At 48.6% G+C, this 12,381-nt stretch carries 13 protein-coding genes; 9 read left to right on the forward strand and 4 right to left on the reverse strand.

All coding sequences use genetic code 11. The annotated features are described in order from the left end of the window. On the reverse strand, positions 1-1,137 hold a 1,137-nt coding region (gene rimO, locus Q0605_RS00460), incomplete at its 3' end, for a 30S ribosomal protein S12 methylthiotransferase RimO (RefSeq protein WP_298703282.1). Continuing rightward, entirely contained in the window at positions 1,138-1,959 is an 822-nt protein-coding gene (panC, locus tag Q0605_RS00465; protein WP_298703285.1) for a pantoate--beta-alanine ligase, read from the reverse strand. It abuts the gene before it with no gap. Between the two features lie 165 nt (positions 1,960-2,124). Between panC and Q0605_RS00470 the strand changes: the two genes are divergently transcribed. The 5 genes from Q0605_RS00470 (at position 2,125) to Q0605_RS00490 (ending at position 4,881) form a co-directional block, all read left to right on the forward strand. After that, positions 2,125-2,424 (forward strand): DUF883 domain-containing protein, encoded by a 300-nt coding sequence (locus Q0605_RS00470; protein WP_298703288.1) that lies wholly within the window; start codon positions 2,125-2,127, stop codon positions 2,422-2,424. Between the two features lie 259 nt (positions 2,425-2,683). Then, the gene (locus tag Q0605_RS00475) at positions 2,684-2,920 is read left to right on the forward strand and encodes a hypothetical protein (protein ID WP_298703291.1); all 237 of its coding nucleotides are present in this window, start codon (positions 2,684-2,686) and stop codon (positions 2,918-2,920) included. A 58-nt stretch (positions 2,921-2,978) separates the two neighbouring features. Next, positions 2,979-4,076, forward strand: a complete 1,098-nt coding sequence (gene prfB / locus Q0605_RS00480) for a peptide chain release factor 2 (RefSeq protein ID WP_298703293.1) — start codon at positions 2,979-2,981, stop codon at positions 4,074-4,076. Between the two features lie 21 nt (positions 4,077-4,097). After that, entirely contained in the window at positions 4,098-4,433 is a 336-nt protein-coding gene (locus tag Q0605_RS00485) for a type II secretion system protein (protein WP_298703295.1), read from the forward strand. Positions 4,434-4,443: 10 nt separating this feature from the next. Beyond that, positions 4,444-4,881 (forward strand): hypothetical protein, encoded by a 438-nt coding sequence (locus Q0605_RS00490; RefSeq protein ID WP_297901918.1) that lies wholly within the window; start codon positions 4,444-4,446, stop codon positions 4,879-4,881. Between the two features lie 268 nt (positions 4,882-5,149). Here the strand turns inward: Q0605_RS00490 and Q0605_RS00495 are convergent, their stop codons facing one another. Continuing rightward, on the reverse strand, positions 5,150-5,851 hold the full coding sequence (locus tag Q0605_RS00495) for a hypothetical protein (RefSeq protein WP_363317185.1): 702 nt from the start codon (positions 5,849-5,851) through the stop codon (positions 5,150-5,152). Here Q0605_RS00495 and Q0605_RS11390 point away from each other — a divergent pair. Further along, on the forward strand, positions 5,836-5,949 hold the full coding sequence (locus Q0605_RS11390) for a hypothetical protein (protein WP_363317187.1): 114 nt from the start codon (positions 5,836-5,838) through the stop codon (positions 5,947-5,949). The two genes, Q0605_RS00495 and Q0605_RS11390, sit on opposite strands and share 16 nt — an antisense overlap. A gap of 148 nt (positions 5,950-6,097) precedes the next feature. Here the strand turns inward: Q0605_RS11390 and uvrA are convergent, their stop codons facing one another. Further along, entirely contained in the window at positions 6,098-8,944 is a 2,847-nt protein-coding gene (gene uvrA, locus Q0605_RS00500) for an excinuclease ABC subunit UvrA (RefSeq protein ID WP_298703299.1), read from the reverse strand. Between the two features lie 75 nt (positions 8,945-9,019). Here uvrA and Q0605_RS00505 point away from each other — a divergent pair, with 75 nt between their 5' ends. The 3 genes from Q0605_RS00505 to Q0605_RS00515 all read left to right on the forward strand — a co-directional run bounded on the left by Q0605_RS00505 (position 9,020) and on the right by Q0605_RS00515 (position 12,093). After that, positions 9,020-10,177 (forward strand): hypothetical protein, encoded by a 1,158-nt coding sequence (locus Q0605_RS00505; RefSeq protein ID WP_298703301.1) that lies wholly within the window; start codon positions 9,020-9,022, stop codon positions 10,175-10,177. A gap of 103 nt (positions 10,178-10,280) precedes the next feature. Then, positions 10,281-10,760 carry a hypothetical protein gene (locus tag Q0605_RS00510; RefSeq protein WP_298703303.1) on the forward strand — a complete coding sequence of 160 codons (480 nt, stop codon included), beginning with the start codon at positions 10,281-10,283 and terminating at the stop codon, positions 10,758-10,760. A gap of 73 nt (positions 10,761-10,833) precedes the next feature. Then, complete coding sequence (locus Q0605_RS00515; RefSeq protein ID WP_298703305.1) at positions 10,834-12,093, forward strand: spore photoproduct lyase family protein; 1,260 nt, start codon at positions 10,834-10,836, stop codon at positions 12,091-12,093. The last annotated feature ends 288 nt before the right edge of the window (positions 12,094-12,381 follow it).

The following is a 12,381-nucleotide window of genomic DNA, read 5'->3' on the forward strand; positions in this document are numbered from 1 at the left end:
CTCGCTGCTTTCGCCCTCAAGCGAAACGATAAATTTTTGCCCTAGCTCCTGTGCGAAGCTCGCTTCTATCGCGGCGCGAGTGATCTTTTCGATCTTGCTTAAGCGCTTTGAGATGATTTTGGCTGGCACCTGCTCCATCTCATACGAGAGCGTGTCTTCTTCCTTCGAGTAGGCAAACGCCGAAACGCGGTCAAATTTAAACTCTTGCAAAAACGCGCAAAGCTCGTCAAATTCTACGTCTGTTTCGCCTGGGTGTCCGACGATGACGCCCGTTCGTAAAAATGCGCCCGGCGCACTTCGCATTAAATTTAAAAGCTCTTTGATCCGCGCCGCGCTCGCGCCGCGCTTCATCAGGCTTAGCATTTTGTCGTTTATGTGCTGAATCGGCATATCAAAGTAGTTCGCAAACACCGGCGAAGCTATGATGCGCTCAATTAGCGCGTTTGAGGTCGTGCTCGGGTAGAGATAGAGTACGCGCGCGGTTTTGATGCCCTCGATCTTCTCGACCGCGTCGATGAGAGAGATGAGCCCGTCGCTAACCGCGTGATCGCGCATATACGAGCTGCTGTCCTGCGAGAGGAAGCTAAAGTCGTAGTAGCCCTTTTTTACGAGTTTTTGCACCTCATCTACGATGTTTTCGAGCGCGCGGGATTTTAGCTTGCCTTTAAAGGTCGGGATCGCGCAGAAGCTGCATTTTTGATTACAGCCTTCTGAAATTTTGATGTAGGCATGGTAGTTTGAGCCCGTTATCACGCGCTCTTCGCTTGCTTGCAGGTAGGTATCCGGGCTAAATAAATTTTGCTTTTTTAGGATGATTTCATCGATCTTGTCGTAGTCTCCGACGCCGGTAAAAAGATCGACCTCGGGCAGCTCCTTCATCAGCTCCTCGCGGTAGCGCTGCATGAGACAGCCAGTGACTACGAGCAGGGAGCCTTTTTTACGCGCTTCGTGCATATCTAGGATCGCGCGGATACTCTCCTCTTTTGCCGAATTTATAAAGCCGCAGGTGTTTACGATAATGACGTCGGCAGAGGCGACATCTGGCGTGATCTCGTAGTTTTGCAGGCGTCCGAGCATGATCTCGGAGTCGATCAAATTTTTATTGCAGCCCAGCGAGACGAGATGAAGCTTCGCCATCTACAGCCAGATATTATCGATCAGACGGGTCGTGCCTATCTTGGCGGCTACTAAAATGATAGTATCTCCCGACTTGATCTGTGAAATTTCATTAAATTTATAATCCACGAACGCTATGTAATCGACCGCCAGCGGCTCAAGCACGCTAAGCATCTTTTCGCGGACGATGTTTAGGCTGATCTCGCCTTTTTTAATAAGCGAGCTGGCATTTAGCAAGGAGCGCGAAAGCTTAAGCGCCATAAGCTTTCCCTCCTCATCCAAATAGGCGTTACGCGAGCTAAGTGCGAGCCCATCGCTCTCGCGCACGATCTCACAAGGGATGATACTTATAGGCATAAAAAAGCTCTTTACCATCTTCTGCACGATGAAAAGCTGCTGGGTGTCCTTTTTGCCCATATAAACGTTGCTAGGACGAGTTAGATTAAAAAGCTTATTTAGCACCTTAAGTACGCCGTCGAAGTGCCCGGGGCGCGTTTTACCTTCCAAAATTTCACTTATCGGCTTAGGCGCTATGATCGCTGGCTCCTCCGTGCCGTAAATTTCATCCGCGCTCGGGATAAAAAGCGCGTTTACATCGAGGCTTTCGCAAATTTTAATATCGCCCGCTTCGTTTTTTGGGTAGCTATTTAGATCCTCGCCAGGCAAAAACTGCGCCGGATTGAGGAATGCGGAGACGATTACGATGTCGTTTTCGTTCCGCGCTCTTTTTATGAGGCTCGCATGCCCCGCGTGCAAAGCTCCCATCGTAGGTACGAAGCCCACGCTGCCGCTTGTCGTCGCTCTGAAGCTTTTTAGCTCCTCTACGCTTCTAATGATCTGCATTGTTCTCTCTTTTCAATATAAAATATTAAGGTTGGCAATTATATCAAAAAATATTAAAGGTATAAATTAAGCGCGAAAGGGTGGTCTATTTAGCGAGCGTTAATCAATAAGTACTAAAATCTATCACGAGCTTTAGCTCTAAAATAAACTTCAAAAGGAGCGAAAATGGCTACTCAAGAGACAAATTTAGAGTCTTTGAAAAAGGATATCGACTCTTTGAAAGCGGATTTTAAAGAGATTATGAAGTCCATCAAAAACATAGGCGCAGAGCGTGCAGAGTCTGCTAAAGATAAAATTCTAGATCAGCTAAACAGCAATGAGATCAAAAAATATATAGACGATCTAAGGCTCAAAGGCAAAGACGGCATAGAAAGCGTAAATGACACGATAAAACAAGATCCGATAAAAAGCATCGCTATCGCTGCGGGCGTCGGATTTTTAGTTGCTTGGTTGCTGAAAAAATAATGGCCGGCATATCTGAATTTATAGTTTCGGTAGTGGAGCTCGTAGACGCTCAAGCTAGCGATATCAGGCGCTCTTTTTTAAAGAGCGCCAACTCGGTTTTACTAAATATAATTACGGGCGTAATTTGCATTATAGGCTTGGTATTCTTTTTGCTAGGGCTGCACGCGCTTCTTGAAAAAACTATCGGAGAAATTTGGGCGTATTTTGCTTGCTCTATCGCAGCTTTTTTATGCTCTATTATCGTATATAAGGTGCTTTCGTGCAAAGCGAAATGACAAAAGAAAAGCTAAGACTAGTGGTGTCTATGCTTGAAGACAAAAAAGCCGATTGCAAAAAGTTGAAGCTAGAAGAAGCAAAGCTAAAACTGCTACTAAACGACCCCTTGCCCGATCTCTCGACGGAGCTTAAACTGATTAATCATGGCAATATCAAGCAGGTTTTGATATCCCTAATGGATAAATGCTTCATAATACCCGCCTTAAATAAAATTTTATAAACAACCTTAATCCAAAATATGTTATAATCACGCCAAAAGCATAAAAAGGTCTTAAATTTTGGATAATTACGAATACACGGAACTTTTAAAAACCCTAAATACTAAAGTCGAAAATATTGCAGGCGTCGTAAAACCGGAGAATATTAAAGCGCGCCTAAAAGAGATCGAGGAGCTTGAAAACGATCAAAATCTCTGGCAGGACATCGCAAAAGCAGGCGCCATCGGCAAAGAAAAAACTAAAATTTCAAATATCTTAAATAAATTTCTAAACGCTAAAAATGCCGTAGACGACGCAAAGGCTCTATATGAGCTGGCAAACTCGGAAAACGACGAGGAGACGATAAACTCGCTTTTTGCCGAAGCGGGTGAGTTAGAGGACAAAATCATAAATTTAGAAATTTCTATGATGCTTAGCGGCGAAAACGACGATAAAAACGCTATCGTCAGCATTCATCCGGGCGCGGGCGGTACGGAGAGCAACGACTGGGCGAGTATGCTATACCGCATGTATCTGCGCTTTTGCGAGCGAGAGGGCTTTAAGATCGAGGTTTTGGACTTTCAAGAGGGCGAGGAAGCCGGCCTTAAAGACGTTAGCTTCATTGTGCGCGGCGAGAACGCCTACGGATATCTGAAAGCCGAAAACGGCATCCATCGCCTGGTGCGCGTAAGCCCATTCGATAGTGCAGGGCGCAGACACACGAGCTTTTCAAGCGTGATGGTAAGCCCCGAGCTAAATGATGATATCGAGATAAATATCGAAGAGAAGGATATCCGCATCGATGTGTTTCGCGCAAGCGGCGCAGGCGGACAGCATATCAATAAAACCGAAAGCGCCGTGCGTATCACGCACATCCCAACGGGCATCGTAGTAAACTGCCAAAACGACAGAAGCCAGCACAAAAACAAAGAAACGGCGATGAAGGTGCTAAAGTCGCGCCTTTACGAGCTTGAGCTGATGAAGCAGCGCGAAAAGGACGAGAACACGCCTAAGAGCGAGATCGGCTGGGGGCATCAGATCCGCTCCTACGTACTTTTCCCGTATCAGCAGGTTAAGGACAACCGCAGCGGCGAGGCGTATAGCCAAACCGATGCGATTTTAGACGGCGATATAAAAAGCATAATCGAAGGCGTTTTGATTTCACAAGCGAACAGATAAATTTTTTTCGAAAGGATGAGAATGAGTGAAGATGGGATTTTGCTGGCGCTAGGATATAGCGTAAACGACGCGACGGTCGCGCAGCTGCGAGGAATTTTATCGAAGTGCGATTTTGAGGATAACGAGCTTGATCGCATCGTGGGGCTGAACGATAAGCTTAAAATTTACGGTGCGCACGTGGCGATGTCGAATTCAAACCCGTATTTTAAGATCAAAAACGATGCTACAAATGAGGAGCGCAAGACCGCTGCAGAACAGATTATCAGCGCTTGGTCGGAAAAATTTAAGCTCAAGCTACAAAAAGTCGCGGGCAAAGAGACCTATTACATTTTGGGTCGCCAAATTTCAAAAAATTAAGGAGCAAAATATGAAAAAAATTCTAGCTTTGATCGCCGCCGGGGTGTTTTTAGCAGGCTGCGTAAGCAACGCACCAAAAAGCGCAGTCGATGCGCCAAAAAGCGGCAAGTATTCTTTCGCCGATGTCCAAGACGGAATCCGCCCGATGAACTTGCAAGGCAGCGTCGTGCAAAGCGATGCGTGCAAAAACGGCAATGGCGCGATGTGTTTAAATTTTGCGGATTCTATGTATTCCAAGCACGACTATGCTTCTGCCGCCAACGCCTACAATGCCGCATGCACGCTCTCCCAAAACTTCCCTGCTTGCCAGAAGCTCGCAGCGATGTTTGAAAAAGGTGAGGGCGTGGAGCAGAATAAATTCAACGCCATCGATCTATACCGCATCTCGTGCTATTACGGCTACAAGGATGCGTGCGCAAATATGCGCCGCTTAGGCTACAACGGCTAAGGCTTTTAAATTTAAATTTTAAAATTCCATTCCGCTGTATCGTAGAATGGAATTTTAAATGCAAAAATTCTGCATCATACATTTTGATAAAATTTTGTGTCACTTATAGCTAGAGATAAATTTTATCTACATCGTTGATATTTATATTGTGTCTAGCTAATAAATATTCTTTCAATTCAAAATATATAGAATTTCTAAATATCGGTATTAAATAATATCTGGAGCAAGCAAATAAGCCGATATGTCCATAATGCGGTTCGCCAACTCTTTATGCGGGGAAAAGCGAAAATCTCCTATCGCCGCTCTTTCCCAAAACAAGACAAAAGATAAATTTTACTAATATATTGCCCGCAAACTGAAACAAAGCAAAGCTCAAAAACCAACGAGCAACTACAAGATCAATCGTCATGAAAACCAAGCATAGCAACACTGCCGCCATAAACATATATAGCAATCCTCTTTTTCCTTTAAAATTTCCTATAAAAAAGGACCAACCCATATTATGTCGCAAATTTTCACATTGCTCGACATACGCGATTTTATCTTTTTCGTAAAATTCTATTTGATTGTTTTTAAGCCGTATCGTCGGTCTCTCTTTTCTATAATCTATAAGCTCAGGTAATATAATGAATAGCGATAAAAACGATAAAAACAAAATCATGTATATACCGTTCTTGGTGCTATAATCCACTGCGCCGCTGGCTTTCCAATCAAAATTTACGATTATGGCAAATACGCCTCCTATAAAAAGAGAGAAAACCATTAATAGTTTTTGATATAGGTACTCGTAGTTTTCAAGAATTATCGGATCTTTGTCGTAATCTCTGGCTTTGGGATTATGCTGAAAAGAGCCGCTGTCATCCGAGATAAAATTTTGCGGCTCCATACTGTTTTCACAGGCAGAATTCTGAGCCGCTTTGGCCTCTAAATTTAAAGCATCAGTAGCGGAATTCGGTGCTTTGGAATTCAAAGATTCGAAATTCGGAGGTTCAGAATTCAAGATTTCAAAATTCGAAGCTTCAAAATTTGAGGCTTCGGAATTCGAGATTTCGGAATTTTGAGCTTTGAAATTCGAGACTCCAAAATTCGATGTTCCAGAATTTTCGCCGTTAGAATTTTGTTCCAAGCCACGCTTCGGCTCTTGATGCCGCTTTTGTAGTAGCCTTTTTAATTCCTCAAGCCTGCTTTGATCCATTCTTGACCCCGATAAGGCGTTTTAACCTCGCTTGTTTTTCCTCGTGCTCTTCATCGCCGCTAGCTCCTGCGCCAAAAATTCCCCCGTGTAGCTACCTGTCTTTTTAAAATCTTTCGCAAGCTTTTCTGGGGTGCCGCAAGCGACGATCTGTCCGCCGCCCTCGCCGCCCTCGGGTCCCATGTCGATGATGTAATCGCAGTTTTTGATGACGTCCAGATTATGCTCGATTACAAAGACGGAATTCCCAAGATCGACCAAATGATGTAGCACCGCCACCAAGCGATCTACGTCTGCAAAATGTAGCCCCGTCGTGGGCTCGTCTAGGATATAGAGCGTATTGCCCGTGTCGGTGCGGCTTAGCTCCTTGGCGAGCTTGACGCGCTGTGCCTCGCCGCCGCTAAGCGTCGTGGCGGGCTGGCCTAGCGAAACGTAGCCGAGCCCGACGTCCGCGAGCGTCTTTAGCTTTTGATAAATTTTAGGCACGGCTTTGAAAAACTCGAGCGCCTCGTCGATACTCATCGCCAAAACGTCGGCTATGCTTTTGTTTTTGTATAAAATTTCAAGCGTCTGCGCGTTGTATCTCGTGCCGTGGCAGACGTCGCAGACGACGCTGATATCGGGTAGGAAGTGCATCTCGATCGTGATCTCGCCCTCGCCCGCGCATTTTTCGCAGCGCCCGCCCTTGACGTTGAAGCTGAAGCGGCCAATCTTGTATCCGCGCAGCTGCGCTTCCTTCGTCGCGGCAAAAAGCGCGCGGATCTCGTCCATCACCCCCGTGTAGGTCGCGGGATTGCTGCGCGGAGTGCGTCCAATGGGGGTTTGATCTAGATAGATCACTTTATCTAGGCTCTCAAGCCCGGAAATTTTAGCGCCCTTTACCGCGTGCACCTTCCTGGCGCGATTTAGCTCCTCGAGCGCGGTAGGCAGTATGGTTTGCAGCACCAAGGAGCTCTTACCGCTGCCGCTAACGCCCGTGATGCCGACTAAATTTCGCAGCGGAAATTTTGCGCAAAGGCCGTGGATGTTATTGATATTTACGTTTTTAATACTTAGCCAAAGCTCCTGCTTGCGGTGCTTTTGGTAGTTTATCTCCTTTTGGTTGTTCAGATACAGCGCGGTTTGCGTATTGCTTTTAAGCAGATGCGCGACGTCTCCTGCGAATACGACCTCGCCGCCTAGATTGCCCGCCCCGGGGCCGATATCCACGACGAAGTCCGCCGTCTCGATCGTCTTTTTATCGTGCTCGACGACGATTACGGAATTCCCCTTTTCCTGTAAGCTTCGCAGCGTCTTGATGAGCTTTTGCGTATCGCGCTCGTGAAGTCCGATGCTAGGCTCGTCGAGCACATACATCACGCCGCTAAGACCAGAGCCGATCTGGCTGGCTATCCTGATTCTTTGCGCCTCGCCGCCGCTGATGGTGCGCGCATCGCGCCCCAGCGTGAGATATCCAAGCCCCACGTCCTTTAAGAAAAACAGCCTCTCGTTAATCTCTTTTAGGATCGGCGCTGCGATCTGCGCGTCCTTTTCGCTTAAATTTGAAAACCGCTTCTCGTCGCTGAAAAATTCCACGCAGTCTGCAATACTCATATTTATCACGTCGCCGATGCCCTTATCTGCGACCTTTACGGCGAGGCTTTCGGGGTGCAGGCGCAGTCCGCCGCAGTCGGGGCAAATTTTTTCGCTCATATAATCGTCCAGATCGCTTTCGTTTTTGAGCAGATCGTAGGCGTATTTGATCGCACCCTCAAATTTTCGCACGAGTTTGTGTTTTTTCCAGTAAAAATCGATCTCTTTGACGCTGCCGTAAAGGATCAGCTTTTTTTGCTCCTCGCTTAAATTTGCATACGGGATTTTAACGTTTATGCCGTTTGCCTCGCAAAATCCGAGCAGAAATTTATAGTAATAGCTCTTGTTAAAGCCCGACATCACCTTGATCGCGCCGCCCTCGATCGAGGCGTTTTCGTTGATGATCTTGCCTAGATCGAGGCTAAATTTTATCCCCAGCCCATCGCAGCTCTCGCACGCGCCCTTTGGAGAGTTGAAGCTAAACGCGAGCGGCTCGAGCGGCTTGAATGAAATTTTACAATCAAAGCACGCCATATGCTCGCTGTAGTGGATCAGACTCTGCGCGAGCCCCAGCTCGGCGGCGTTTGCGATCTCCACCTCAAGTTCGCCGAAGCTGAGCTTGAGCGCCTTTTCGACGTCGCTTGCGATACGGATGGAATTTTCCTCATCGATGATCGTGCGGTCGATGATGACCTTGATCGAGTGCTTTTTCGTCTTGCTTAGTTCGATCTCCTCGTCCAGTCGCACCAACACGCCGTCGATCTGAGCGCGCACATAGCCCTGCTCGCGCAAGCTTTGCAGCATATCGGCGAAGCTACCCTTTTTCTCGCGCACCAAGGGCGCACCCAAGATCACCTTCGCACCGCGCGGCAACTTCATAATCTCGGCGATGATGTCGCTGGAGCTCATCTTTGAGATCGGCTTGCCGCATTTGTGGCAGTGCTGCACTCCCACGCGCGCATAAAGAAGCCTCAGATAGTCGTAAATTTCGGTAATCGTGCCCACCGTCGAGCGCGGATTTTTCGACGTCGTTTTTTGATCGATCGCGATTGCGGGCGTCAGACCGTCTATCTTATCGACGTCGGGCTTGCCTACGCGGTCTAAAAACTGCCTCGCGTAGCTGCTTAGGCTCTCGACGTATCTACGCTGCCCCTCGGCATATAGCGTATCAAACGCCAGAGTACTTTTGCCGCTGCCGCTAAGACCTGTAAAAACGACGAGTTTGTCCTTTGGAATTTGCAAATTTATATTTTTCAAATTGTGCTCGCGCGCGCCCGTGATAGTGATGAGATCGTTCATTTTCGCCCTTTTGTGCCAAATTAATCTTACATTATAGCTCAAATTGTTAAAATTGCGCTTTTGGAAGGGGCGGCGATGATACTAATCTGCACGGCTTTGCGCTGCGAAGCCCAAGCGATAATCGAGAGTTTTAAACTTACGCGTAGCGGCGATCTATTCGCAGGAGAGCAGATGCTTTTATACATCTGCGGCGTGAGGTTTGGGGCTAAATTTAAAGCGGGCGCTGCAGGCGGCATAGAAATAGAATTTAAGAGCGAACCCGGCGCGGAATTTGTTCGCCGTACTGAGACAGACGCAGAATTCGGGCGCGAGCTTCGCAAGGATCGGCGCGGCGCGGACATAAAATTTAAGCACCGTTTGGGTGCGGGCGCGCTCTGCGGCGACGCAGAGACCGGCTCTGCGCGAAATGTGGCTGAAAATTTTGAAATTTCAGATTTTGGTTCCGCGCAGAATTCAGAGCGCTTCGGCGAAATTTTACTTTCGCGGCGCGTGGACTTTGCGCTAAACATAGGCGTCTGCGGCTGCGCGGATAAAGGCGTGCAAATCGGCGAGGCGTTTTACTTTGACGGCACGGCAGCGCGGGAATTTTGCGGCGAGGACAGATCGAAATTTTATCGCTCGCAGGTCGGGGAACATAGCGAGCAAGCTCCAAAATTTCAAAACGTTTGCGAGCGAGAATTTTGCGGCGCGAGTTTGGACGGCAAGCTGCGGGCAAATTTAATCTGCGTAAGCGAACCTAAAATTTTAAACGCAGCGCAGCGGACCCGTGGGGCAAATGTCGCAGAGATCGAGGCGTGCGGCGAGATAAACGCACAAGCCCCAACGCAAGGGGTAAACGGCTCAGCAGATACAAAAAATTTCACGCGCGACGCGACGCGGGCTGAAATACAAAGCTTAACGCAAGTCAAGGCGCAAAATTTATCGAGCGTAAAACCCTCACAAATCGCGGTAGGTGGGCACAGCGTCGCGACGAATACCGCAGCGCGCGCAACACAAAATACGCCGTGCACGGCAAAAGATGCTACCTGTGGGTGTGCAAATCGCGGTATCAGGCTTTACGATATGGAGAGCGCGCTTTTTGTTAGTGCTTGCGAGCGCGTGGGCGTGCCGTGGGCGATGATGAAGATCGTAAGCGATCATCTGCGCGGCGAGCGGCTTTGCAAAAGCTTCGTCTATGAGCTCGTAAAGGCGCGCCTGCCGCAAATCTGCGCCGCAATAAAGAGCAGAATTTAACTACTAGAGCGTATGCAAAAAACCGAGCCGAGAGATAAATTTCGGCTTCATATGCCGAATATGTCGCGGAATTCAAAGGTATTGCGGAGGCGCAGGAGAAACGATGAAAATAAAAGGCTCTTATCTGTATTTTGCCCTCTTGGCATGCGCGTGCGTCGCGGCTTGCGCGTATGCCGCGGCGGATCTGTTTGAGGATCTACCCTCGCTAGTCGTTTTAGCCCTTTTGCTCGTATTTGCCTGTATCGGGCTATGGCTAAAAGACGCTCTAATAGGCGCGCGCTACCTATTTTACTGCGTCTGCGTGCAGCTACTCTTTGCAGCGGCTATTTTCGCCATCCTTAAATTCCCCGCCATGGCGCAGTTTGTGCGCAATACGGAGATAGGCACCGGCGGCACCGGCATACCGCTAGGCATCGCTCTGCTCGTGCTGCCCGCGTTTTTCTGCGCCCTGCCGTATTACTACCGAACGGGCGTCAAGAAAATCCCGCAAAAGTTCGCACTCGGCGGAATTTTGATCCTAAACGTCGCTATTACGCTAGCTTACGCCTTCTATCTCGAGCGACTATTCTGCGGCGCGATCTGAAATTTCAACGATTTCCAGTGATGACGCGCGAAATTTAAGTATAATTTGCAAAATTTAAACGAAGCGGAGCAAGATGACGGAGGCTAAAAAGGAGCTGAGCGCGCTATTTGGCGTGAGTCTGGGCGAGCGATCGAGTGCGTTTTTGGGCGCGCTATTTGAAAAATTTCACTTTTCATTTCAGCAAAAAAAGCAGCTAGCGGAGTTTGCAAGCGATTTTGAGGCGTGGGACGAGATGCCCGTTTATGAACTGCTTGCGGACGGGCAGTGCGGGCTAGATTTTAATAAAACAGGGAAAGTCCCAAGCGGCGAGCAAATTTTTAATTTCGTGCGCGAAGCTTGGCTTGAGCTAAAGTCGCGCCCGCATTCGTACGCGAGCTTTAAAAGCGATTATGAGCCGAAAAAATTTGAAATTTCCTCCTTTCGCGCGGATCGTATCGCTTTGGGGCGCTGTCCGGTGGCGAGCGAAAACACGCGCTGCTGCAATTTGCTGACGCTCGATGCGATCAATTCGTGCGGCTTTGACTGCTCCTATTGCGCGATCGGCTCCTTTTACAAACACGGGAAAATCGGCTTTGACGAGAATTTTGCGGCAAATTTAGCGCGGCTGCGACTCGATCCCGCGCGCAGCTACCACATCGGCACGGGTCAGAGCTCCGACTCGCTCATGTGGGGCGATCGCTTCGGCATTTTAAGCGCGCTAACGGACTTTGCGGCGCGGCATGAAAACGTGATTTTGGAGCTTAAAAGCAAGTCGAATAATATCCGGTTTTTCCTGCAACGCGAGATCCCGCGCAACCTCATCGTTACTTTTTCGCTAAATACGCCCGCGATCATAGCGAACGAGGAGCATCTAAGCGCGAGCTTGGATGCGCGGCTGGCGGCAGCCGAAGCGCTCGCGGCGCGCGGCATTTTGGTGGGCTTTCACCTCCACCCGATGGTTTGGTATGAGGGATGGCAAAGCGATTACGGCACACTTTTTGAGCGGCTGCTGCGCAGCTTCGATCCAAGCGGCGTCGTGATGGTCTCGCTCGGCACGCTTACCTTCATCAAGCCCGTCGTCAAAAAACTGCGCTCTCGCGGGCTGCGGAGCAAAATTTTACAGATGCCCCTTGCGGACGCAAACGGCAAGCTGTCCTACCCGCTGCAGATCAAGCGCGAGCTTTTTAAATTTGCCGCAGGCGCGCTTTTGCCGTGGCGTGAGCGGGTGTTTTTCTACCTCTGCATGGAGGATGCAAGCCTATGGCGCGAGGTTTTGGGCTGCGAGTACGAAAGCAACGACGCCTTTGAAGAGGCGATGAAGGCGGCGTATTTCGCAAAGATACGGCAACCTTAGACGCGCTGTTTGCCGCAGACGTCGCGGCTTGTACCGGTTCGCATGCGGTGCCGAAAATACGGCGCGAAATTTAGCGGCGAGCGAGCGATTAAAATTTAGCGGCGCGCCGAGTTTTATAAAATTAAATTTTATAAATCGTGCGGGACGGGCACAGCGAGCGGCGATAAAATTTTACAAAACGCTCGCACATCAAAACGCCGCGGGCTAAATTTAAAATTTTACCCGGCAAAACTCTCTCCGGGCAATGAGCGATATAAATTTTAGAAATATCAACACCGCCATTTTTTA

Source organism: uncultured Campylobacter sp. (assembly GCF_938017705.1).
Classification (GTDB): domain Bacteria; phylum Campylobacterota; class Campylobacteria; order Campylobacterales; family Campylobacteraceae; genus Campylobacter_B.

Coding starts and splice junctions, on each gene's coding strand:
- panC (WP_298703285.1), bottom strand. CDS start 1,959: ATGCAGATCATTAGAAGCGTAGAGGAGCTAAAAAGCTTCAGAGCGACG.
- Q0605_RS00470 (WP_298703288.1), top strand. CDS start 2,125: ATGGCTACTCAAGAGACAAATTTAGAGTCTTTGAAAAAGGATATCGAC.
- Q0605_RS00485 (WP_298703295.1), top strand. CDS start 4,098: ATGAGTGAAGATGGGATTTTGCTGGCGCTAGGATATAGCGTAAACGAC.
- Q0605_RS00490 (WP_297901918.1), top strand. CDS start 4,444: ATGAAAAAAATTCTAGCTTTGATCGCCGCCGGGGTGTTTTTAGCAGGC.
- uvrA (WP_298703299.1), bottom strand. CDS start 8,944: ATGAACGATCTCATCACTATCACGGGCGCGCGCGAGCACAATTTGAAA.
- Q0605_RS00505 (WP_298703301.1), top strand. CDS start 9,020: ATGATACTAATCTGCACGGCTTTGCGCTGCGAAGCCCAAGCGATAATC.
- Q0605_RS00510 (WP_298703303.1), top strand. CDS start 10,281: ATGAAAATAAAAGGCTCTTATCTGTATTTTGCCCTCTTGGCATGCGCG.
- Q0605_RS00515 (WP_298703305.1), top strand. CDS start 10,834: ATGACGGAGGCTAAAAAGGAGCTGAGCGCGCTATTTGGCGTGAGTCTG.